The sequence below is a fragment of the Mycobacterium bourgelatii genome (assembly GCF_010723575.1).
In the GTDB taxonomy this organism is placed as follows: domain Bacteria; phylum Actinomycetota; class Actinomycetes; order Mycobacteriales; family Mycobacteriaceae; genus Mycobacterium; species Mycobacterium bourgelatii.
On the sequence record NZ_BLKZ01000002.1, the window covers coordinates 693,095 to 715,832 of the forward strand.

Genomic DNA, 22,738 nt, shown 5'->3' on the forward strand with positions numbered 1-22,738 from the left:
ACAACACAAAACCCCAGGTCACGGCACACTCATCACCAAACCAGGGGGAACTACGGACTAACCCGATCGAAAGCACTTTTGCCACAGTGCGTTTGAGGACCAAAGTCACCAAAGGACCCGGATCGCGCGCCGCCGGAATCGCCATGGCCTACAAGCTGATCGACGCCGCACAGGCCCGCTGGCGGGCCGTCAATGCACCCCATCTGGTGGCTCTGGTCCGCGCCGGAGCCGTCTTCCACAAAGGCAAACTCCTCGAACGACCAACCGACATCACCCCGCCAGAACCATCCGCCGTCGAGGCCGCATCAGCCGGATCGGAGGTCGCCTGAAACACGCGGATCCACAACTATTGACAATTCCTCGAATCGGAAGGCTGGTAGCGACTCCTATCGCGGCGGCGTCAAAGGCTGCGATACGTTGAAGTAGCTCGGCTTGGCTGACATTGCCCCCGTAGGTCGTGTTGAACCATTCCACAAACTTGTCGTAGTCAATCCGCTGCCGCAGAAGAGCCAGGCGCAGTTCGGTGGCCGTGACGTTTGGCGCCGGCGGATTGGGGATCGGATGACCATTTAGTTGGTATCTGGTGAAGTCTTCCAGCGGCTTCGGCACTGCTGTGAGCGGCGCGAGCGGAACTCTGTTCGTATCGCCGGTGAACGCCGGTGGTGTTCCATCAGGGATGTCCCACGGGGCAAACGGGGGTGGGGGTCCGCCGCTGCCGTCCTGTGTCCAGTCGACTTGACGGAAGTTGCTCTTGCGCTTGGCGTTAGCGGCCGACGAGAAGTTGATGTTGTCCACATCACCAGCAGCCGCGGTGAGCCTTTCGGCGATGGCTTGCTCTATGCCGACTAGGTGCCTGGCGTGCGAGCCGATGCCTCCGGCGAACGCTTGGGCCTGTGCTTGCCGGGCGATTTGCCCTGTCGCAGTCCTGCTTTCGTGGGTGTCGATCACTGACAAGTCATCGCCCACGTCGAAGCCGGCATTCTGGGCATCTTCGACGGCGTATATGACTCTTCGCAGTGCTGTGCTGATGTCCCCGGCGCCCGCGCGTGCGAGCGCTGCTGCGTTACGCAATTGGGTTACCTTGCCGTCAACGATCGACAGGTCAGCTGTAGTCCGTTCTCGTATCGCGTCGCCGCCGGCTCCACTCCAGGCAACGGAGTGGGCTTCGTTGCGCAGCTGTATGAACACTTCTTCCCATTGATCGGCGGTATCGGTCCAATAGTTGGCCGCGTTGATCAAATGGTCGGTGTCCCAGGCGCGCAGTTGTGCAAGGGTTGGCAGCATCACACCGAGACCGTTTGCCGCAGAACGGCGAACGCCGTCGCAGCAGCGTCGTCGTTGTCGCTGTAGCTGAACTCGGACGTCGCCACCGCGACTGCGGTGTCATGTGTCCGGGCTGTAAGCGCCGCGCCGGCGGTGCCGATTGCCGTGTTAATTGCATCGACCGCGGCGGTGGTGGGCTGACATGACGGACCCAACGCCGGTTGTGCCCACATGTTGCGTTCAGCGCTAAGTCCTTCCCATCGACTGGCCACTATTCGTAGCTCGTCAACAGATATCCGCAACTCACCCCATTCCGTCATCCGCGGAAGTGTAGGCGGGCACCGCCTGGCATGCTATTCACTCGTAGAGGACCTGACCCTCGATGACGCTCGGATCGCGGTGGCTATGCGGCGACGCGAGCGGCAGAAGCGTTACTCCGTAGTCGCGGGCGTCACGTCGGTGCTAGCCCCCTTGATTGAAGCCTTCGCGCGCTTCTCCGCACGCACCGGCTTCCCGCGGCGCAGGAACCCAGCCACGGAAATCGACGCCGACAGCAGCGCATCCTCGCCGCTGACGAACGGGTGGAATCCAACGCCGGCACCGCCGCGGCCCTTCACGGGGATATCGGCGACTTCTGTTACCTTCCAGCCCTTTTCGGAAGTCGACAGGATAGCCTCCCCGTTTGCACAGGAGACCGGCAACGCGGCAATGACCTCGTCACCAGGATCACCGGCCGTCAATCTCACTCCGGCCACGCCGTTACCGGCCGCGCCCTGCGGATTCACCGCCGCGGGGTCGATACGCAGCACCTTCCCGCGCCGGGTCACCAGCGCCAGATGTGACCCGGCTGCGAGCACACCCGACCGCAGAAGTCCCGTGATGTCCGGTGCCACCGGGATATCGCGGATCTTGAACGGCAGACCGGCACCGGTGGTGAACTTGACGCGCCCGTCGGTCCACACCGCCCAACCCAGGCCTGACGTCAGCAGGTCGCCATGGCTGTCGGAGAAGACACCACGGTCGTCCAGGCGCCAGCCGGCATTGACCTTCCGCTCGCGCGGCCCGTCGTCATCGGAACCCGATGCCGTCGGCGTGGCCGAGGAATCCAGCACCGTGCGGCGGTCGAACTCGGGACCGTCGAACAGCTTTGCCGTTTCCTTCAGCTCGTTGTTGATCACTTTGCGGCGCGCGCTCGGATTCGACACCAGATCGGTCAACACCGCGAACTCGGCCTCCAGCTTCTCCGCCTCGGCCTTCAGCTCGATCACGTCAAGTTTGGTCAGACGGCGTAGCTGCAGCCCCAGCACGTAATCGGCCTGCTCCGCGTCGATCCCGAACCGGGCCTGCAAGCCCAGCCGGGCTTCATCGACCGTGTCGGAGCCGCGGATCACCGCCACCGCGGCATCGATGTCCAAGTGGATGATCATCAAGCCGGCCACCAAATGGCGCCGCGCGGTGACCTTTTCCAGCCGATATTCGCTGCGCCGCACCACCACTGAGTCCCGCAGCGACAGGAACGCGGCGATCAGTTCGCGTACCGACCACCAGCGTGGGACTCGGTCCTCGTCCAGGGCGACGAGGCTGGCAGCGAACGTCGACTCCAGCGGTGTCAGCGCGAGCAGTTGCTCACGGATCGCTTCGGCGCTGTGGCCGCGTTTGGCGGTGACCACGATGCGCAACCCGTTGCGGCGGTCGGTCAGATCGGACATGTCGGCCACGCCGGACATTTCGCCAGATTCGACGAGGGCCCGGATCCTTTCCTGCACAGTCCCACTGGCCACACCGGGAGGTAGTTCGGTAATGATGCAGTTCTTCCCGTCGACCGAGATCGTGCCGCGCACCGTGAACGAACCGCGGCCCGTGGTCAGGTAGTCACGCAGCCCGGTAGTGCCGACCACCGTGGATCCACATCCCCAATCTGGGCCGGGAATCAGTTCGCACAAGGCGTCATCGGACAGGTTCGGCTTGGCCAAGAGCATCCGGCAGGCGGCCATGATCTCGCGGGGATTGTGTGCCGGCACCTTGGTGGCCCAACCTTCGGCGATGCCGACGGCACCATTGCAGAGCAGCACCGGCCACCGTGCCGGCAGCACCGTCGGTTCCATCCATTCACCGTCGAAGGTTTGCACCATGGGCACGGCGTGATCGTCGAGTTCGGCGGTCAGCGCTGCGCCGGGGGCGGACAGTCGCATTTCGGTGTAGCGGTCGGCGGCGGGAATGTCTCCTTGGATACGGGGGAATGCGCCTTGTCCGTCAATGACTTTCACGCGCTGGAACTCCGCGGCCATGAGCGCCGCGGCCCCGTACATCGACGCGCCACCATGGGGGTGCAGGTTGCCGGTGACCGCCGAACACACCTTGGACGACTTCTGCGGTTTGTTGCCGGGCAGCAGCCTCGAATCGTGCATCTGGTAGAGCAGACGTCGCTGGCCGGGCTTGAGGCCGTCGAACGCCGAAGGGATGGCGCGGTCGCTGACGCTGTAGAGCGCGAAGGTCAGCTGGTAGTGGTTCCAGTAGTCGTCGGCGCTCTGGTCGAGCACCAGGTCCGGGTTCTGTTCGGGAACTTCCAGGGTCGCGGTCACGGTGCTTCTCCTACGTCTTTTAAGTCAAGTCCAGCGCTGAGGTGTCCACGCGGGAAGCGACATCGGCCATCCACGTACGCCGCCCTTCCGGCGGCCCGCCGAACAGAGAGTGGTGCAAGTTGGACTTGCTTTCGTCGATATGCACCCGAATGACGGTGCGCCGCTGCGGATCCAGCACGGTGTTCCAGAAGTCGTCGGCGTCCATCTCGCCGAGACCCTTGTTGCGTTGTACCTCCACTTTGCGTTTGGACGTAGCGCGTAGCTGGGCCACCGCGGCGTCGCGCTCGGACTCGTCCTGACAGTAGATGCGCTGCGTGCCGTCTTTGACCACGAACAAAGGTGGCAACGTCACGTAGACCATTCCGGCTTCGACGAGGGGCCGGTAGAAGTCCAGGAACATTGAAATGAGGCTCGAGTTGATGTTGCCGCCGTCGGGGTCGGCGTCGGAGGCGAACAGGATCCGGTCATAGCGGCACAGTTCCGGGTCACAGTGGTCTCGCACTCCGCAGCCCAAGATGCGTTCGATCGAATCGAATTCGTCTTTGAGCCGCGCCTTACTCAGGGCGAACCCATAGACATTGGGCGGCTTGCCTTTCAGCGGGAACGCCGCCTGGAATGTGGCGTCGCGCGCCGCTTTGATCGTGCCCAGCGCGGAATCACCCTCGCACAGGAACAATTCGGCACCCGACCCGCGGCCGGTCTCCCGGCTGGGCAGCAGCTTCGGTGGCAGCGACAAATTCGTGCCCAGCCCCTTGGCTTTCGACGCCGCGCGCGACCGGGCCTTGGCGCCCTCGGCACTGCGCCGGGCCCGCGCCGACTCCAGCGCCAGCTTGGTCCACAGCGACACTGTGTCGCCGTTGGCGGGGTTGGCCGCCCAGATGGTGACGCTGCGTGCGACGTCCGGCGCCATCGCTAGGTTCAGCGACCGCGACGACACTGCGGTCTTGGCTTGCGAGTCCCATCCCACATCGGGGGCGCGGGTGTCGACGGCCAGCGCAGTGACCGCCGCGAAATCCTGTGCCTCCGGGCCGTCCTCACCTTTCGCCAGACCCAGGTCACGGATGCGCGAGGCGCGATCGGCCAGAGCTTCGGACAGACCCTTGACGGCAGCGGTCAGATGAGATCCGCCACCGGGGGTGCGCACGGTGTTGCAGAACGCAGCCACGGTGGCGGGTTCGGCAGGACCGGCCGTCAACGACCAGCGGAACGGGGTGGCGCCGCGTCCGGTGGTGTATTCGCCGCGGCCTTCTACGACTGCGCGCACCTCCGGTAGTGGAGTGCCGGCGGCGGTGCACATGAGGTCCAACAGCGCGTCGGTACCCCATGGGCCGCTGAACGGTTCGATCAATGCGGGTGCGACGTCCTCGCCGGGCCAGCCCTCGTCGATGACGTGCAGGTGCACCCCCGGCGACATCCGTGCGGCAGCGTGTGCCCGCAGCAATACCTCGCCGATATCGACGGTCGAATCGGGCACCACGGCCGGATCGAACAGAATGCGCACCGTGGTGCCGTGCGCCTCCGGCTTCCGATTAGCAGAGCCGCGCAGTTTCTGGGTATCGGCGCGGGTGAATTCGGCGTTCGGATCGAACTCCTTGCCGTCGAACACGCCGGGGTAGCCGCCGCCGAAACTCTGCAGAAAGGTCTTTCCGCCCCGGCGCACCGTCACGTCGGTCCGCGCGGAGATGAACACCGCTGCGGCAGCGCCGATCCCATTCAGGCCGGCCCCTGTGCTCGTCGCATCCTTGTGTGCGGAGAACTTGCCGCCTGCCCGCGCCGTGCCCAGTGTCTTGACGATGCCGTTCTTACCCGTGACCGGGTCGGAATCGACAGGCAAGCCGCGGCCGTCGTCGGCGACACTGACCGATCCGTCGGCGTGCAGGGTGATGGTCACGGTGGAACCACCGTGGCTGGGATCAGCGACCTCTTCGATCGCGTTGTCTACCAGCTCGCGCAATGCGGTATTGAGCACGTCGAGACCCAGGTTCACCGCCGGCCGCAGGCGCGTGTGCTGCACATCGTCGAGTTCGGTGATGTCCGCGGCGTTGTAACTCACTGTCGGTCCTTTCCCTGAGGCCTCCCCGAAGGCCGCCGCCGCAGCGATCGGATCCCGTTGGAGTGTCGCGCGCCGCGCGACGGGATGGCTCCCGCCGCGCCGACGCCCGAGTAAGCGGTGTACCGATTCTGCCTCGCGCCACTGACATCGGGCCCCATCGACGCGGCTTAGTCCGAGGATCGTGAGCCGCTACGGACACGTCGCTCGAGAAGCCACGGACAGGGCAGCGCTGCCCCAGTTCTGGCTGCATGCAGGTCTGTCCGACGTGCCCAAAATCTCACGAAAGACGGCGCAACCGAGGAAGATTCGCTTAGGTCGTGAGACACGCTACGTGATGATGCCAAGCGGGCGCCGCAAAGGGTGAGCGCTCACACGGCCGCGGCGGTACCGCAAATGCCGCACACCTCGAACTGCCGGCGCTTCCAGCGCGCGACCGGGATGAAGAACACCGAGAGTTGGTTGAATTCGCGCATCCGCGTCCACTGCGTGGTGTTGTTGCAGTTCGGACAGGTCCGCGTTTCGCCCGGGCCCAGGTACTTCTGCTTCTTGCCGAAGCTGAAGAAAAGCAACACGGTCAGGTTCCCTACGTACGGGCGACCGACACGTGTTCGTTGGGAACACAGTGCGTCATGGTCAGCCCCTCGACGTCGCGCGGGCCGTTCTTGCCAAGGTTGGCGCGACGCTGCTCTTCCTCCTCGGTGAGGGTCTGGGATTTCAGCGGCTCCAGGTGACGGACGTCGTCGGGCGTGATGCCCAGCCCCTCGCCGACTCGGATCCCCAGCTCGTCGTCGCACATCAGGAAGTGCCACACCATGCGCTCCTGTACCTCGCGCACGGCCTCGGAGATGCCGTTGACCAAGTTGAGCACCAGGTCGTCCTTCTCCCATTGCTCCAGCAGCTGATAACGCTGACCGGCCTGGGTGTAGTCGTTGGTCAGCGGAATCCGCTTGCTGGTCAAGCGCCCGGAAATCTCGGGCCCCACTTCGTCCGTCCGCCGACTGCTCGCTTCGCGTAGGCCGCCGGTGATGGAGGGCTCGTAGTTCACGTGCGGGTTGGCGCCGTTGTTGTCCACCCGATACTGCATCGGCCCACCTTGCTGGTTGGTCGACACCTTCGCGTTCTTGGGTTGATTCACCGGGAGCTGCAGGTAGTTGGGCCCGACCCGGTAGCGCTGCGTGTCGGAGTAGGAGAACGTCCGCCCGACCAGCATCTTGTCGTCGGAGAACTCAAGGCCGTCCACCAACACGCCCGTCCCGAAGGCGCTCTGTTCGTTCTCGTTGAAGTGATTCTCGACGTTGCGATTGAGCACCATCTTGCCGACCAGTTTCGGCGGGAACTCGTTCTCCGGCCACACCTTGGTGTCGTCGAGTGGGTCGAAGTCCAACTCGGGGTGGTCTTCGTCGGTCATGATCTGGACCAACAACTGCCATTCGGGGTAGTCGCCCGCCTCGATGGCCTCGTACAGGTCCTTACTGGCGTGCCCGACGTCTTCGGCCTGGATCGCGGCGGCGTCAGCCTCGGTCAGGCTCTTCACTCCGATCTTCGGCATCCAGTGGTACTTGACCAGGTGGGTCTCCCCGTCGGCGTTGACCCATCGATAGGTGTTGACGCCAAAGCCCTGCATCGTGCGGTAGTTGGCCGGGATCCCGCGCGGGGAGAACAGGTTTACCAGCATGTGCATCGACTCGGGGGTCTGAGACATGAAGTCGAAAATGCGGGCCGGCTCCTGCCGGAAGGTGACCGGGTCCGGCTTCAGCGCGTGAATGACGTCGGGGAACTTCACCGCATCGCGGATGAAGAAAACGCCGAGGTTGTTGCCCACCAGATCCCAGTTGCCGTCCTCGGTATAGAGCTTCACCGCGAATCCGCGGGGGTCCCGCGCGGCCTCGGAGGAGTCGCGCCCACCGATGACGGTGGAGAATCTGATGGCCAAATCGGTGCGCTTGCCCGGTTCGGCGAACAACTTGGCCCGGGTGTACTTCGCAATCGGTTCGTCGCCCCACTTGCCGGTGGCCTCGAAATAGCCGTAGGCCACGAAGCCGCGGGCGTGCACAACCCGCTCCGGAATCCGTTCCCGGTCGAAATGGCTGATCTTTTCCAGGTAGTGGTAGTTCTCCAGCGTCGCGGGCCCCCGCGCACCGATCGTGCGTTGATTCTGGTTGTCGTAGATCGGGTGGCCCTGCCGGTCGGTGAGGATGTCGCGAGTGTCGTCGGGATCGGGCGGGATTGAGGACACGTCAGTCATGTTGCTCCTGGGTTATCGAGGCAGTCGGGGCCATTGCCGCGTACGAGGCGGTCGGCCCCTCGGCAGGGTTCGTGATCGCCGCGTACCCGCAGGCGCGGTAATGAAACACCCGGGCGCTATGGCACCCGACATCAGAAGCGACGCAGCCAAGGTTGCGACGGGTCGACCCATACTTGGTCGACGGGCCCGATCCCAGTGACGGCGATGACGGCCGGTTCGTCGGCAGCGGGGTGCGCGCCGTCGTAGTGCGGCGTTCCTGCGACGCGTTTGACGAAGGAGCCCGGTCCGGCAGGGACTGCGGCGTGCGGATCGAAGTCGGCCCCGCTGTTGCACCACCAGACGCCTGAGACCACCACGCACAGCCGGTCGGTGCGATAGAAGTGGGGTGCGCTCATGTAGCCGGGGTACCACTTCATCAGCACCAGGTATTGACCGTCCAGGTTCTCATCGCCCGCCAGCATTGTCCTCTGCACCGATCGGGCCGGCACGTCCGGCGGTGATTCCCAGCGAATGTCCTCGGGGAGATTAATGATCGTCTCAGCAGGGTTCAGTCGGCTCATGTCGTCTCTCCGTTCGTCGTCCGCCGCCGGGTCGACCTGGGACAAGTAGAGCAACGACGGCGAGCTTTTGGACCCGGGTAACCCCCCGGGTCGCGTGGCGAGTGAGGTCGCCACCGCCGGGCCCGCAAAGCCAATGCTGATGAGCGCAAACACATTCCGAAACTCGGACCGATCCCCAACGGTGACGCGATTGGACGGCAAGGCTGGCGGTGTGATGTGTGGAGGGAGCCAAGCGTGTCGGAAGTCCGACCGGTACAGTCGTCGGGTGCTTCAGAACCCAACCGTCAAATCTGTAAACGCCCGTCTCGCTGAGGAACTGGCTGTCGAGGAGGTCCGGGTAGCCGCTGCTGTGCGACTGCTCGATGAGGGCGCGACCGTTCCGTTCATCGCCCGCTACCGCAAGGAGGCAACCGGGAGTCTCGACGACGGTCAGCTGCGGACCCTGCAGGAGCGGTTGCAATACCTGAGAGAGCTCGACAACCGGCGCGATGCGGTGCTGGCCTCGATCGAGGAACAGGGAAAACTCACCGACGAGTTGAAGGCCGCCCTGATGGCGGCGGAAACCAAATCGCGCGTGGAGGACATCTACCTGCCCTACAAGCCCAAGCGGCGGACCAAGGCGCAGATAGCTCGCGAGGCTGGACTCGAGCCCCTGGCCGACCGGCTGTTAGCGGACCCCACGCTCGTCCCGGAGCAGGTAGCGGGGGAATTTCTCTCCACCGAAGTAGCCGACGCGGGTGCCGCGCTCGAGGGGGCGCGCCACATTCTCGCCGAGCGTGCGGCCGAAGACGCAGAGCTTGTCGGCGTCGTCCGCGAGAAATTCTGGGCGTCGGGTTCGCTTCGGACCACCCCGACGTCGGACGACGTGGCGAAAAGCGATGCGGCGCAGAAGTTCCGCGACTATTTCGAGTACAACGAGCCGCTCGAGAAGATGCCGTCACACCGCGTGCTCGCCGTCCTGCGCGGTGAGAAGGAAGGGATCTTGTCGCTGAACTTCGACGGGGGTGACGACGAGGCGTACCTGGCCATGATCGCCCAGTCCCTGGGCATCGACATGAGCTCATCGGCGGCCGCGACGCCGTGGCTGGCCGCCACCGTGGATTGGGCGTGGCGTACCAGGCTGACGGTCTCTGCCAAGGTCGACGCGCGACTCAGACTGCGGCAGCGGGCCGAGGAACAGGCGGTAGCGGTGTTCGCGACCAACCTCAAGGACCTCCTGCTCGCGGCGCCCGCGGGCGCGCGCACGACGCTGGGCCTGGATCCCGGCTACCGAACCGGCGTGAAGGTGGCTGTCGTGGACGGCACCGGCAAGGTGGTGGAGACCTGCGCGATTTACCCGCATGCGCCACAAAAGCAATGGGATTTGGCCAAGGGGATTCTCGCGGCGCTGATCCAGCGGCACCGCGTGGAGCTGGTCGCGATCGGCAACGGGACCGCATCGCGCGAAACCGACGCCCTGGTCGCCGAGTTGATCGCCGATATCCGCGCTGCCGGCGGTGATGCCCCAACGAAGGCTCTAGTCAGTGAGGCCGGCGCGTCGGTGTATTCCGCCTCTTCGTATGCGGCCTACGAGTTGCCCACTCTCGACGTGACACTGCGTGGGGCGGTGTCGATTGCGCGCCGCCTGCAAGATCCGCTGGCCGAACTGGTGAAGATCGACCCGAAGTCGATCGGCGTCGGTCAGTATCAGCACGATGTGACGCCGGGGATGCTCGCCCGCAGTCTGGACGCGGTTGTGGAGGATGCTGTCAACGCGGTCGGTGTTGACCTGAACACCGCTTCAGTCCCGCTTCTGGCGCGTACGTCCGGAGTCTCGGAGTCGTTGGCCGAAGCGATCGTCGCCTACCGCGACAAGACGGGGCCGTTCCGTAGCCGCAGTGCACTGCTGAACGTTCCGCGCCTGGGCCCCAAGGCCTTCGAGCAATGTGCGGGCTTCCTGCGGATCCGTGATGGCGAGGATCCCCTGGATGCGTCCGGTGTTCACCCCGAGGCGTACCCGGTGGTCCGAAAGATCCTGGATCGCTTGGGCATTACCCTCGCCGAGATCATTGGCAACGAGCGGACGTTGAGATCCCTTCGGCCCGCGGACTTTGCCGACGACAGGTTCGGCGTACCCACCGTGACCGACATTCTCGCCGAGCTCGAAAAGCCCGGCCGCGATCCGCGGCCCGCGTTCTCGACCGCCACCTTCGCCGCCGGGGTGGAGAAGGTGGCCGACCTGAAGGTGGGCATGGTCCTGGAGGGGGTGGTGACCAACGTCGCGGCCTTCGGTGCGTTCGTCGATGTCGGTGTTCATCAGGACGGCCTGGTTCACGTCTCGGCGATGTCCGACCGCTACGTGTCTGACCCACACGAGGTCGTGAAGTCCGGCCAGGTGGTACGGGTGAAGGTGATCTCCGTCGACGTGGAACGTCAGCGGATCGGGCTGAGTTTGCGGCTCAATGACACCCCCCAGCAGGATCGAGCGGCGCGTTCCGACCGCACCGACCGCAAAGGTGCCGCACGCGCGACCGGCAACAGGGGCCAAGGGACGCGACCGAACCCGGGCCGTGGCAAGAATGCCGGCCGGGGCGCGCCGAGCCAACCCATGGGATCAATGGCAGAAGCGTTGCGGCAAGCTGGTTTTGGGAACTGACGACAACTAGCGCCAGCCGCCCGGCCGCACTGCGACGACAATTAATTTGGATTTGCGAGAAATTCCGGTTATCGTGTCCGCATGAGCGACGACGGCTACCAGTTCCAAGTACTCAACGGCGCGGGACTGATCGAGGCACAGGCGTTCGAGGTGTTCTCCTACCCGATGGGAGACCTCACCGTTCGCCCGATACGGGATACCGAAGCGATCCCGGGGACCGTGCAGATCCTGCAGATCCGGCGCAGCACCGCGGACTGGGCGCTCGTCAAGGCGTGGTCTGTACTGGTCGAGAGCTTGTTCCCCGAGCAACCGCGGGTGCTGGCGCTCGGATACCTGCCCAGTGCGCGCGGTGACAAAGACATACCCAGCCCGGCCGTCGTCAACGCAACACTGGCCGCGGGCGCCGGCATCACCGACATCGTCACCGTCGACCCGCACAGCCCCGTCTGGCTGGCGGCCATGCGAGCCCACGGACCGGAGATCCGTGAGCACGTCCTCCCACTCGGCGACATCGTCAAGAGCGCGCTCGCCGCGAACGGGGGTGCGTCGCAATACCTGGGTGTCATCAGCCCCGACAAGGGCGCGGTCGCACGAGCCACGGGCGTGGCCACGGCGCTGAACCTGCCGGTCTACACAGCGAGCAAGAACCGCGACCCAGAAACGGGACACCTCACCCGCTACTCACTCGACGCCGACCTTGCGCCCGGCAATTACCTGGTCGTCGACGATATCTTCGATGGCGGAGGGACTTTCGCACTGCTGGCTGGCGCAGCGCCGGAGGGTGTGGTGCTGGATCTGTGGGTCACTCACGGCGGATTCACCAAGCCGAATTTCTCCGCCGAAGCCCGCGCGCCATACCGCCGCATCTATACCACCGATTCGCTGGGCACCGCGGTGGCAGCCAGCCTGCGGGACAACCAGATTCACGTGATCACACTCCAACCCTGGATCGCCGCGGCTGTGAGCCGCCTCAACGGCGCGCAGCAGCTGACCTCAACCGACCGATGACCACACAACTACGCAGACAGGATTCCGACATGAACGACGCCGTCAACCGCGTTGTGGACACACTGCTGGCGACCGATGCGTACAAACTGGATCACCGGCGGCAGTACCCGGACGGCACCGAAGTGGTGTTCTCCAACCTCACGGCGCGTGGCACCCGAATTCCGGGCGTCGATGTGACTGTCTTCTTCGGGCTACAGGCTCTGCTCACCCAGATCACCGAGCGGTGGAACGAATTCTTCAGCCTCGACGCCAAGGCCTTGGATGCGGTGCTGGCAAAGTACGACAGCATCGTCACAGGACTGCTGGGCAGCAATGACGTTGGCACGGAACACTTCCGAACGCTACACGAAATCGGGCACCTTCCCCTACGGGTCAAAGCCTTCCGTGAGGGCGCCCTGGTCCCGTTGCGGGTCCCGTACTTCACGATCGAGAACACCGACCCGCGGGCGTTCTGGCTGACGAACTACCTGGAGACCGAACTCTCCGCAGAGCTGTGGCAGCCGATCACCAGCGCAACCATCGCCTGGCGAAACCGCACCCTGCTCGACGAGCGTGCCGAAGCCTCCGGTGATCCCGACGCCGTCGACTTCCAAGGTCACGACTTCTCCTGCAGGGGAATGGCGGGCATGTACGCCGCCGCCGCTAGCAGTGCCGGACATCTGCTGAGCTTCCGCGGCACCGATACCCTGTCCGCGATCCGATACGTCGAGCGCTTCTACCCGGGCGACAACGGCATCGTCGCCAATTCCTGCCCGGCCACCGAGCACAGCGTCATGTGCGCGGGCGGCCGTGACACCGAATTCGGCACATTCGAAAGGCTTTTGGATCTCTACCCCAGCGGCATCGTGTCCATCGTGTCCGACACCTACGACCTTTGGCAGGTGTGCACCGATTTTCTGCCCCGACTGAAGGAGAAGATCGCGGCACGGGACGGAAAGGTCGTCATCCGGCCCGACAGCGGCGATCCCGAGCTGATCCTGTGCGGTGACCCCAATGCGCCGGAGGGCAGCCCGGCACGTCGGGGCGTGGTGAACCTGCTGGCCGACGAGTTCGGCACCGTCGTCAACGACAAAGGATTTCGGGACCTCGCCCCGCAGGTTGGCGCGATCTACGGCGACTCGATCAACTTCGAGCGCGCCGATGCGATCACGGCCAACCTGATCCGACAGGGATTCGCCTCCACCGCAGTCGTATTCGGATACGGCAGCTTCACCTACCAATACCAGACGCGCGACACATTCAAGATGGCGATGAAGGCGACGTGGGTGCAGATCAACGGGGAAGGCCGAGACATCCAAAAGGACCCCGTCACCGACGACGGGACGAAGAAGTCCGCCACCGGCCGCTTGGCGGTCCGGCGATCCCCGGACGGCCTTCCGTACTTGATCGAGCACGCAAACGCCGACGAGGAAGCAAATCAAGAACTACAGCTGGTCTACGAAAACGGGAATCTGCTGCGGCAGTTGTCATTTGCCGAGGTGCGGGACGAACTGCAGCGCGAGACAAAGCTTTACCGCAGCCGCACCAGCTGACCGAGCGCGAACAGGGAGTTGTGATGAGTTCGCTACGAGAAACAAACCTGGTCTACAAGGGCGGGAACCACCCCCTCCACGGCACCTGGCTTTCGGTCGATTTGGTGGCCCTGACCCAGGATGTCGACGTTGTCCGCATCGCGCTGATCACCCGCGCGGGCGAGCCGCACCGAGGCGCGACGACCCTGCCCGGAGGCCTGTTGGCGGCCTGGAATCAAGAGACGGTGGAACAGGCCGCGCGCCGGATTGCCCGGGAGAAGGTGGGCGCCGAGATTGTCGGTGGCGTAGCGATTCTGGACGTGGTCAGTGATCCGGGCCGCGACGAACGCGGGCACACCGTCTCCATCGTGGTCGGAGTTCGGATTCCCGCCGGCACACCGGGCGCGCTTCGAATCGATGACGTCCCTGACGACATGCCGTTCGGGCATTCACCGATGGTTCGCGCCGCCCTGGCCAAGATCCGCACCGGGCTGTTTACCGATCCAACGTTGACCTACGCGCTGCTCGGCGAAAGCACCACCATGGCGGAGGCCATGGCACTGGCCAGGGCCTGCGACCCCGACGCGAGTGAGAGCACCATCGGGTCACGCCTCCGCCGCTGCGGCATGTATCACCCGGACCACAGTCGTCGTCGCGAAACCGGCGCCGGCAGACCAGCTCTCGTCTTCACCAGGACACTCAAGGCAAGTTAGACGCACGCGTCATCGGCGGGTGCAGCAGACGCAGGTTGCCCGGTCGGTAAAGCTGCGCCGGGCGACCACCATCGCGGGTGGTCGTCCGCCCGGTGGGTTCGAGGAACCCCGCGGTACCGGTGACCTTGCGGTGGAAGTTTCGACTGTCCAGCTTGGTGTTCCAGACGATCTCGTAGATCCGCCGCAAGTCGGCCACGGTGAACTCAGCTGGGCAGAAGGTGGTCGCGAGGGGGGTGTACTCGAGCTTGGCCCGTGCGCGCTCGACACCGTCGGTCAGGATCTGTCGGTGATCGAAGGCGAGCCGGCTGGTCAACAGTTCGGATACCGGTGCCCAGCGTGCGCCGGCAGCATCGCCGCCTGCGGCCGGCCGCGGCAGGTCGGGCGCCAGGCCCAGGTACGCGACGGTGATCACCCGCATCCGAGGATCACGTTGCGGCGCACCGTAACTGGCTAGCTGTTCCAGATGCAGGCGGGCAGCGGACACCCCGGTCTCCTCCTGCAGTTCACGCGCGGCAGCCTCGTCGAGATCCTCGTCAGGGCGGACGAATCCGCCGGGCAGCGCCCACCAGCCCGCGTAGGGCTCCTCTCCGCGCTGGACGACCAAGGCGCACAACTCGTCGTCCCGGATCGTCAACGCCACGAGGTCGACGGACACCGCGACCGGCGGATAGTCCTTCGGATCGTAAGGCACGCGGTCAGACTAATCGTCGTATTGACGAAAAGCCACTCCCGCGCTTATCGTCATATCGACGATAACTAAGGAGGTGGCCCCAATGGCCGTCATCACCCGCTACCCACTGCTACGTCACCTACGGGCCGAGCAGACGGCCCACGTCCGGGCGGTGCGCAGAGGCAAGCTCGCGCACGACGGGCCGGGGTTGGCATTCTGGTTTCTGCCACTGACCGCGGCGATGTCCGAGATTCCGCTCGACGACCGAGAACTGCCGCTGTTATTTCGCGGCAGGACAAGCGATTTCCAGGAAGTGACCATCCAGGCCACCGTGACGTATCGCATCGTCGATCCGACGCTGGCCGCGCAGCGTATCGACTTTTCCATCGACACCGAAACCGGCAACTGGCGGTCGGCGCCCCTGGAACAGGTTGGCGGGATACTTACCGAATCCGCTCAGCAGCACGGCCTGGACTTGCTGGCACGCACCACGTTGACTGCGGTTCTGGCGGACGGGATCAGCGCGGTACGAGATCGAGTGACGAACGGCCTGGCCGGCGACACCCGGCTCGCCGAGACGGGCATCGCGGTGTTGGGTGTTCGGGTGGTGGCGATACGCCCCGAGGCAGAGGTGGAACGCGCGCTGCAGACCCCGACCCGGGAACAGGTGCAGCAGGAGGCGGACCGCGCGACGTTCGAACGCCGCGCGCTGGCCGTGGAGCGCGAACGGGCCATCGGTGAGAATGAAATGCAGACCAAGATCGAATTGGCCCGTCGCAGGGAGGAATTGGTTGCGCAGGACGGCATCAACGACCGCCTGAAAACCCAGGAAGTCTGGGCGGCCGAAGCGATCGCCACCGAAGCTCGTGCCCGCCGAGACGTACAACTGGCCGAGGTGAAGGCCCAAGCCATTCGGCTGGTCGGCGACGCGAAGGCCGCGGCCGAATCCGCGCGACTGGCCGCCTACCGTGACTTGTCCGAGGCCACCCTATTGGGCCTGGCGGTCAAGGAGCTCGCCGCGAGCCTGCCCAAGATCGAGCACTTGGTGTTGACGCCGGACCTGCTGGCGCCGGTGCTGGCCCGCCTTGGGGGAGCTGCCCAATGACATTGCCCCCGAGAGCGATCCTGGTGCACCGACGTACCGAGCTCGACGATGCGCTGGCCCGACACGGCACCCATGGGCAGGCCGCGTTCTTTCTGTCCAGCCGGGGGCGCAGCATCGATGAGCTCGAAGCGCGGCACCGGCGCACTCAAGCGGCCCTTGCCACCGTCGCCGCGGCGATTCCGACCGACTGGCGTCGCGGCCGCGTCGAACGCCAAGACCTGTCCCGATTTCTGTTCGAGCCCAACGACGTCGTCGTCGTGGTCGGCCAGGACGGGCTGGTGGCCAATGTTGCGAAATATCTCGACGGCCAGCCGGTGATCGGCGTCAACCCCGAACGGGATCGCAACGCCGGCGTGCTGGTGCCACACACGCCCGACAACGCCGTTGCGCTGATCCGGCCCGCGGCGGAAGGTGCCGCCGACGTTGAGCCGCGCACCATGGTCGCGGCGGACACCGACGACGGGCAGCAGCTACTGGCCGTCAACGAGATCTTCGTCGGTCATGTCAGCCATCAAACCGCGCGCTACACAATCAAATTGGCCGACGGACGGGCCGAGCGGCAAGCATCGTCGGGACTGATCGTCTCAACCGGCACCGGCGCGACCGGCTGGTGTCGGTCGGTCTGGGAAGAACGCCATAGCAGTATCGCGTTACCGGGCCCGACCGAGTCCCGGCTCGCGTGGTTCGTTCGTGAGGCCTGGCCGTCGCCCGCCACCGGTACGTCCCTGGTGGAAGGGGAGTTGGCCGCGGCGACGCTGACCGTCGACGTGGAGTCGGACCGCCTGGTGGTGTTCGGCGACGGCATCGAAAGCGACGCTTTGGCGGTCTCGTGGGGACAACGGCTCTCGCTGAGGCTGGCCCAACAGCGGCTGCGCCTGGTGCGTTGACAATTCTGAGTTGGGGCCTCGATTAGGCTGCCACCGTGAACACCCGTATCGACCTCGGCCCGCAGTCGCTGTTGTGGCGATGGGCCGGTGACATGCGGATCGGTTTCGAAGGCGGAACCGCGGGACTGATGCAAACCATGCACCCGGCGATCGGCCAGGGACTGATAGACCACTCGAACTTCTTCGACGACCCGGTGGATCGGGTATTCCGTTCCCTGCCGGGGATTCTCGGAGCTGTCTATGCCGGTCCCACCGCTGACGCCATCGGGATTGAGGTGCGTGACTTTCACCGTGACATCAAGGGTGTCCTGCCCGACGGGCAGCGCTACCACGCGCTGAGTCCCGACACCTACTGGTGGGCGCACGCGACCTTCCAGGTCATGGTTCATCGGCTTGCTGAGTATTGGGACAATCACCGGCTCACCGATGGTGAACGCGAGCAGCTCTACCGCGAAGGGTGCGAGTGGTACCGCCGCTATGGCATGTCAGACTCGGTGTTGCCGCCGACGCTGGCGGAATTCAATCGCGAATATGAGCGCTACTGCGCAGAGGTGTTGCAGCCCAACGCCGCATCTGACTACCTGATCGAGTTCATCAAGCGCCCGGCGATTCCCGATATGAGCGCCTCGCGCGACTTTCCCAGCCACCCGCGCCTTCGGCCGCTGGCAAATTGGCTGTTGCCCACGTTGCCGGTCCGGGCCGCGCTGGCACCCCCAATGCAGCTGGTGATCTTCGGTGGCCTGCCGCCGATTGTGCGGGAACGCTTTTCGATTCGGTGGACCAAGGCCAATGAGAGAAGCTACCGGGCAATCCGCGCCGTCATCCGTAACACCTGGCCGGCCGTGCCGGCGTCGCTGAAATGGCATGTGGCAGCGCGCAAAGGCTGGCTGCGTGAGTTGGGCACCGTGCCGCGTCGCGTCTAGTTGCACTGCTGACGACGCTCACCCGTCATCGGCTTCGCGCGTCAATTGAGGTATGAGTCCACCGGCCAGGATGTAGTCGACCTGTCGGGGCGAAAGCCGCTGACAAACTTTGAAAGTCGTGTCCTTGGTGACGTTCTTGATGGTGATGGGTTCATTTTCCGCCAGGGCCTTCTGCAGGTTCGTGAACGCGAGAGTGTCGTCTTGCTCGATGCTGTCGTAGTCGTCCGCATCGACGAACTCCAGCGCCAGCACTCCGAAGTTCGCCAGGTTCTGCCAATGGATGCGGGCAAACGACTTCGCGATCACCACCCGCAATCCCAACTGGCGCAACGCGATCGCCGCGTGCTCGCGCGAGGAGCCCTGGCCGTAGTTGTCGCCACCGACGATGACGTGGCCGGTCTCGTCCGCTTCCTGGGCGCGGTCGGGATAGGACTCGTCGATCTGGGTGAAGCTGAACGCCGCGAGCTTCGGAATGTTCGACCGGAACGGCAACGCGCGAGCACCGGCGGGGGAGATCTCGTCGGTCGAGATGTTGTCGCCGACCTTCAACAGCACGGGCGCCTCGAACTCGTCGGGCAGCGGTTCCAGGTCGGGTAGTCCAGAAATGTTGGGACCCTTCACCGGTTCGACGTCTTTGGCCTCGTCCGGTTCCAGCGGGGGCACCAGCATCGCGGTGTTGATGCTGTTCTTCTCGGGAATGCGCAACGTCGGATAGTCGACGCCTTCGGTCTTGGCCCACTCGCGCGGGTCGGTGATCACCCCCGTCAGTGCAGATGCGGCCGCGGTCTCGGGCGAACACAGCCACACCTTGTCCTCTTTGGTGCCCGAGCGCCCCGGGAAATTGCGCGGCATCGTGCGTAGCGAGTTGTGTCCCGTGGCCGGGGCCTGGCCCATGCCAATGCAGCCCATGCAGCCCGCCTGATGGATCCGGGCGCCAGCCATCACCAGCGATGTCGTCGCGCCCATCGACATCAGGTCGGCGAGGATCTGCCGCGAGGTGGGGTTGATGTCGAAGCTGACGGCCGGTGACGTTTGGCGACCGTCGACCATCGCCGCAGCGATCGCGAAGTCACGCAGACCGGGGTTGGCGCTCGATCCGATGACCACCTGAGCTATCGGCTCGCCCACGACTTCCCGCACCGGCACCACGTTGCCCGGCGACGACGGCTTGGCGATCAAAGGCTCCAGCTCGGAAAGGTCGATGGTTTCGTCGATGTCGTAATCCGCCCCGTCGTCAGGCAACAGCTCGACCCAGTCGTCCTCGCGTCCCTCGGCGCGCAGGAATTCCCGCACGGCGTCGTCGCTGGGGAACACCGATGTGGTGGCGCCCAGTTCGGCGCCCATGTTGGCGATGACGTGCCGGTCCATCGCGGTCAAAGTCGCCAGGCCGGGCCCGTAGTACTCGATGATCCGGTTAACCCCACCCTTGACATCGTGGCGCCGCAGCATTTCCAGGATCACGTCCTTGGCCGAACACCACTGCGGCAGTTCACCTTCCAGCCGAACCCCCCACACCTCGGGCATGCGAAGGTGCAACGGCTTGCCGGCGATGGCGACCGCCACTTCCAAGCCGCCGACCCCGATCGCGAGCATGCCGAGTGAACCCGCCGCGGGGGTGTGCGAGTCGGAGCCGACCATGGTCTTGCCGGGAATGCCGAAGCGCTGCATGTGCGTCGGATGCGAAACACCGTTACCGGGCTTGGAAAACCACAGCCCGAAGTGTTGCGCGGCGGTACGCAGATACTCGTGATCCTCGGCGTTCTTTTCGTCGGTCTGCAGCAAGTTGTGGTCGACGTACTGCACGCTCACTTCAGTCTGGGCGCGATCCAGGCCGAGCGCCTCCAGTTCCTGCATTACCAATGTGCCGGTGGCGTCCTGGGTCAACGTCTGGTCGATCCGGATGGCAATTTCGTCACCCGGTTTCAACTCCCCCGACACGAGATGCGACTCGATCAACTTATGAGTTACGTTGGCCGCCATCGTGTCCTCCTCAACTGGCCTCACACCGCCCGCAGCGGGTCGACAGCTGTGGTCCCGAAGTTGCGACGAACCCGCTGTAGGGCATTAATTCGAGCGTTTCCCGGCTAGGCCCGATCGAAACAATGCAGTGCGTTTGCGGACTGACTTTCGTGTCGCCGGGGATCCAGATCGATCGACGGCGCACCATGCCGCACACTGTTGCCATGGCGATGTTCAGGGGATCGGGTGGTGACGACGACCAGAGCGAGCGACTCGCACAGCTCGAAAGGCGCGTGGAGTTGTTGGAGCGGGCGGTTCGCGGTTACGGGATTCCAATCCCCGTCGCACATGAAGGCTCGTCCACCGAGACTGTGGTGAGTTCCGCGGTGCGACAGCTGGTGTCACAGGGGAACAAGCTCGCAGCCATCAAGGCTCTGGTGCAGGAGACCGGGATGGGTCTCAAGCAAGCCAAGGACATCGTCGACCGGCTCTAGCCGTCGATCGCGTGCACGCTGCCTAGCTGAAGCGGACGTTCAAGGTCGCGAGACCGAAAATCTTCCGCCCCGCCGACTTCGCGCCGAGGATGACGACTCCGGTGCGCGTTTCCGGATCCAATGACTTGATCCGGCCGCTGAACTCGATGTCTGCGCCCTCGATGGCCGGCACGACGGCGGGAGCTGACAGCCGCACCGCATAACGGGTGACCGCACCGGGGTCGCCCGACCACGCGGAAACGAACCCGGCACCCAACCCCATGGTGAGCATTCCGTGCGCGATAACGTCGGGGAGCCCGGCCACTTTGGCGAGATTTTCGTCCCAGTGAATCGGGTTCGCGTCGCCGGCTACGCCGGAGTAGTTCACCACGTCGCCGCGCGACAGGTGTGCGTGCCGGACCGGCAGCTCGTCGCCGACCGCAACGGCGTCAAAGGACGGCGTCCCCGGCGTGCGGGTAGTGCCTTGCTCGGCGATAGGTGCCTCGTCGTCGGGCCGCACCGTCTTTTCGTAGGCGGCGTCGGCTGCGTGGGGTTCGAGGAACCGGACGTCGTGCATCATCGCGCTCTGCACGGCGGTCTTGACCGCGGGATCAATTTCCTCGCTGGTGACGCCGATGACGGTGGTGTGCAGCGTGTGTACCCGCTCACCCGCCTGGTCGGTGAAGGTGTTCGTCACGGTGATCAGATCCCGGCCGGCGGCCCTACGCACCGATGTCAGTTCGACATCGACCAGCAGTTCGTCCCCCGCGACGATCGGGCGGTGCTGCTCGAAGACTTCTTCGGTCTGTACGTAGGTGTCGTAACCGACGACAACCTCTTCGAACATGCGGCGATTGCACGCCATGCCTGGGACCGACGTGAACGTCAGTGGCGCCACCACGTCGGAATAGCCGAGTTCCGCGGCGGCCGCGACGTCCCAGTGCGCGGGGTTGTAGTCCTGCACCGCGCGGGCGTACTCGCGCAGCTTTTCACGGCCCACCAGGTACGTGGTGTTCATCTGGTAGTAGTGGCCGACCCGTGATTCGAGCGCCGAAGTCTCTGCTGTCGTCATGAATGTGTCCAACTTTTCTATCGGCGTGTTCTCTGCCGCCGACCCAAGCACACTAACGGCGGGTGCAGCGGGCAGCACACGGCGGGCATCATTTGGGCGTTTGGTTCCAAAACGAGGCAAGTGATCGTGACAAGCTGTCACACCTGGCGCGATCGAACGGGTATAAGAGCTATCAGACCGCCAAATCGATAGCCAAAGGAGCCCACCAATGGAGTCCGTCAAGGGGACCAACGTCCTAGTCACCGGTGCCGCTATGGGCCTTGGCAAGCTGTTCGCCACCCAGGCCGTCAAGGAGGGCGCCGCTGCCGTGGTCCTCTGGGACGCCAACGAGGTCGCCCTGAAGGAGACCGCGGCGGAGTTGGAAAAGGCCGGTGGGACCGTCCACTACGCGACCGTCGACGTCACCTCCCAGTCCGCGGTTGCCGAGGCGGCCGAGCGGGTGCGTAACGACGTCGGCACGATCCACGTGCTGTTCAACAACGCCGGGATCGTGCGCGGTAACGGCTACTTCTGGGAGAACTCGACGCGCGACTTCACGCTGACCATGGAGGTCAACTCCATTGGGCCCATGCTGGTGGCCCGGGAGTTCCTGCCGGCGATGATCGAGTCCGGGGCGCAATGTCGCGTCGTCAACATCGCCTCGTCGGCCGGGCTCAACGCCATTCCCCGCATGGCCGCATATGCCGCCTCCAAGTGGGCGGCGATCGGCTTCTCGGACTCGGTGCGACTGGAGCTGGAGCAGGCCGGGCACGACAAGGTGAAGGTGACGACGGTCTGCCCCACCTACATCAACACGGGCATGTTCGAGGGCGCCAAGGGCATCTTGTTCACGCCGATGCTCGAGCAGGAAGAGGTTGTCCAGCGGACCTGGGCGGCCATGTTGAAGGGCCAACCGTTCGTCATCATGCCGTGGACCTCGAAGATGAACAAAGTGCTGTCCGCGGTGCTGCCTATCGGGCTGCGCGACTTCTACCTCCGGCGCGTCGGTGTCTACAACTCCATGGACGAGTTCTCCGGGCACGGCCAGTAAGCACCGTCGGTAACCCCGGGCGGTAAGCCCGGGCATGAGGTCCGGGCGC

The 22,738-nt window shown here is 64.8% G+C and carries 19 protein-coding genes and 1 pseudogene; 10 read left to right on the forward strand and 10 right to left on the reverse strand.

Annotated features, from left to right (window positions below):
* Positions 1-56 precede the first annotated feature (56 nt).
* Positions 57-329 (forward strand): annotated as a pseudogene (locus G6N68_RS28135) (IS256 family transposase); the annotation flags it as partial.
* On the opposite strand, the gene G6N68_RS28140 reads toward G6N68_RS28135, so the two are convergent.
* The 7 genes from G6N68_RS28140 to G6N68_RS28170 form a co-directional block, all read right to left on the reverse strand.
* The gene (locus tag G6N68_RS28140) at positions 271-1,284 is read right to left on the reverse strand and encodes a hypothetical protein (protein WP_240356025.1); all 1,014 of its coding nucleotides are present in this window, start codon (positions 1,282-1,284) and stop codon (positions 271-273) included. The pseudogene G6N68_RS28135 and the gene G6N68_RS28140 overlap by 59 nt on opposite strands.
* A complete protein-coding gene (locus tag G6N68_RS28145; protein WP_163719421.1) occupies positions 1,284-1,583 on the reverse strand; it encodes a hypothetical protein in 300 nt (99 codons plus the stop codon). Before G6N68_RS28145 ends, G6N68_RS28140 begins: the two co-directional genes overlap by 1 nt.
* A gap of 111 nt (positions 1,584-1,694) precedes the next feature.
* On the reverse strand, positions 1,695-3,845 hold the full coding sequence (locus G6N68_RS28150; protein ID WP_163719422.1) for a DNA gyrase subunit A: 2,151 nt from the start codon (positions 3,843-3,845) through the stop codon (positions 1,695-1,697).
* A 19-nt stretch (positions 3,846-3,864) separates the two neighbouring features.
* Positions 3,865-5,898, reverse strand: a complete 2,034-nt coding sequence (locus G6N68_RS28155) for a toprim domain-containing protein (RefSeq protein ID WP_163719423.1) — start codon at positions 5,896-5,898, stop codon at positions 3,865-3,867.
* Positions 5,899-6,266: 368 nt separating this feature from the next.
* On the reverse strand, positions 6,267-6,470 hold the full coding sequence (locus G6N68_RS28160; protein WP_163719424.1) for a zinc-ribbon domain-containing protein: 204 nt from the start codon (positions 6,468-6,470) through the stop codon (positions 6,267-6,269).
* Positions 6,471-6,481: 11 nt separating this feature from the next.
* Positions 6,482-8,143, reverse strand: a complete 1,662-nt coding sequence (locus G6N68_RS28165; RefSeq protein ID WP_163719425.1) for a catalase — start codon at positions 8,141-8,143, stop codon at positions 6,482-6,484.
* 131 nt (positions 8,144-8,274) lie between these two features.
* Positions 8,275-8,703 carry a cupin domain-containing protein gene (locus G6N68_RS28170; RefSeq protein WP_163719426.1) on the reverse strand — a complete coding sequence of 143 codons (429 nt, stop codon included), beginning with the start codon at positions 8,701-8,703 and terminating at the stop codon, positions 8,275-8,277.
* A 265-nt stretch (positions 8,704-8,968) separates the two neighbouring features.
* Here G6N68_RS28170 and G6N68_RS28175 point away from each other — a divergent pair, with 265 nt between their 5' ends.
* The 4 genes from G6N68_RS28175 (at position 8,969) to G6N68_RS28190 (ending at position 14,570) form a co-directional block, all read left to right on the forward strand.
* Positions 8,969-11,338: a Tex family protein gene (locus tag G6N68_RS28175; RefSeq protein ID WP_163719427.1), complete on the forward strand. Its 2,370-nt coding sequence runs from the start codon at positions 8,969-8,971 to the stop codon at positions 11,336-11,338.
* Positions 11,339-11,419: 81 nt separating this feature from the next.
* Positions 11,420-12,346, forward strand: coding sequence for a phosphoribosyltransferase family protein (locus G6N68_RS28180; protein ID WP_163719428.1), 927 nt, complete (start codon positions 11,420-11,422; stop codon positions 12,344-12,346).
* A complete protein-coding gene (locus G6N68_RS28185) occupies positions 12,343-13,878 on the forward strand; it encodes a nicotinate phosphoribosyltransferase (protein ID WP_371871746.1) in 1,536 nt (511 codons plus the stop codon). Before G6N68_RS28180 ends, G6N68_RS28185 begins: the two co-directional genes overlap by 4 nt.
* Before the next feature lie 23 nt (positions 13,879-13,901).
* The gene (locus G6N68_RS28190) at positions 13,902-14,570 is read left to right on the forward strand and encodes an NUDIX domain-containing protein (RefSeq protein WP_163719430.1); all 669 of its coding nucleotides are present in this window, start codon (positions 13,902-13,904) and stop codon (positions 14,568-14,570) included.
* On the opposite strand, the gene G6N68_RS28195 is transcribed toward G6N68_RS28190, so the two are convergent.
* Complete coding sequence (locus tag G6N68_RS28195; RefSeq protein ID WP_163719431.1) at positions 14,557-15,261, reverse strand: NUDIX hydrolase; 705 nt, start codon at positions 15,259-15,261, stop codon at positions 14,557-14,559. The two genes, G6N68_RS28190 and G6N68_RS28195, sit on opposite strands and share 14 nt — an antisense overlap.
* A gap of 82 nt (positions 15,262-15,343) precedes the next feature.
* On the opposite strand from G6N68_RS28195, the gene G6N68_RS28200 reads away from it, so the two are divergent.
* The 3 genes from G6N68_RS28200 to G6N68_RS28210 are packed head-to-tail and all read left to right on the forward strand — an operon-like array spanning position 15,344 to position 18,155.
* Complete coding sequence (locus tag G6N68_RS28200) at positions 15,344-16,345, forward strand: SPFH domain-containing protein (RefSeq protein ID WP_163719432.1); 1,002 nt, start codon at positions 15,344-15,346, stop codon at positions 16,343-16,345.
* The gene (locus tag G6N68_RS28205) at positions 16,342-17,232 is read left to right on the forward strand and encodes an NAD(+)/NADH kinase (RefSeq protein ID WP_163719433.1); all 891 of its coding nucleotides are present in this window, start codon (positions 16,342-16,344) and stop codon (positions 17,230-17,232) included. Before G6N68_RS28200 ends, G6N68_RS28205 begins: the two co-directional genes overlap by 4 nt.
* Before the next feature lie 35 nt (positions 17,233-17,267).
* The gene (locus G6N68_RS28210; RefSeq protein ID WP_163719434.1) at positions 17,268-18,155 is read left to right on the forward strand and encodes an oxygenase MpaB family protein; all 888 of its coding nucleotides are present in this window, start codon (positions 17,268-17,270) and stop codon (positions 18,153-18,155) included.
* 18 nt (positions 18,156-18,173) lie between these two features.
* Here G6N68_RS28210 and G6N68_RS28215 read toward each other — a convergent pair whose 3' ends face one another.
* Complete coding sequence (locus G6N68_RS28215; protein WP_163719435.1) at positions 18,174-20,135, reverse strand: aconitate hydratase; 1,962 nt, start codon at positions 20,133-20,135, stop codon at positions 18,174-18,176.
* A gap of 203 nt (positions 20,136-20,338) precedes the next feature.
* On the opposite strand from G6N68_RS28215, the gene G6N68_RS28220 reads away from it, so the two are divergent.
* Positions 20,339-20,608 carry a 50S ribosomal protein L12 gene (locus tag G6N68_RS28220; protein WP_163719436.1) on the forward strand — a complete coding sequence of 90 codons (270 nt, stop codon included), beginning with the start codon at positions 20,339-20,341 and terminating at the stop codon, positions 20,606-20,608.
* 22 nt (positions 20,609-20,630) lie between these two features.
* On the opposite strand, the gene G6N68_RS28225 is transcribed toward G6N68_RS28220, so the two are convergent.
* The gene (locus G6N68_RS28225; RefSeq protein WP_163719437.1) at positions 20,631-21,659 is read right to left on the reverse strand and encodes a fused (3R)-hydroxyacyl-ACP dehydratase subunits HadA/HadB; all 1,029 of its coding nucleotides are present in this window, start codon (positions 21,657-21,659) and stop codon (positions 20,631-20,633) included.
* Positions 21,660-21,867: 208 nt separating this feature from the next.
* Between G6N68_RS28225 and G6N68_RS28230 the strand changes: the two genes are divergently transcribed.
* Positions 21,868-22,689 carry an SDR family NAD(P)-dependent oxidoreductase gene (locus G6N68_RS28230; RefSeq protein WP_163719438.1) on the forward strand — a complete coding sequence of 274 codons (822 nt, stop codon included), beginning with the start codon at positions 21,868-21,870 and terminating at the stop codon, positions 22,687-22,689.
* Positions 22,690-22,738 lie beyond the last annotated feature (49 nt).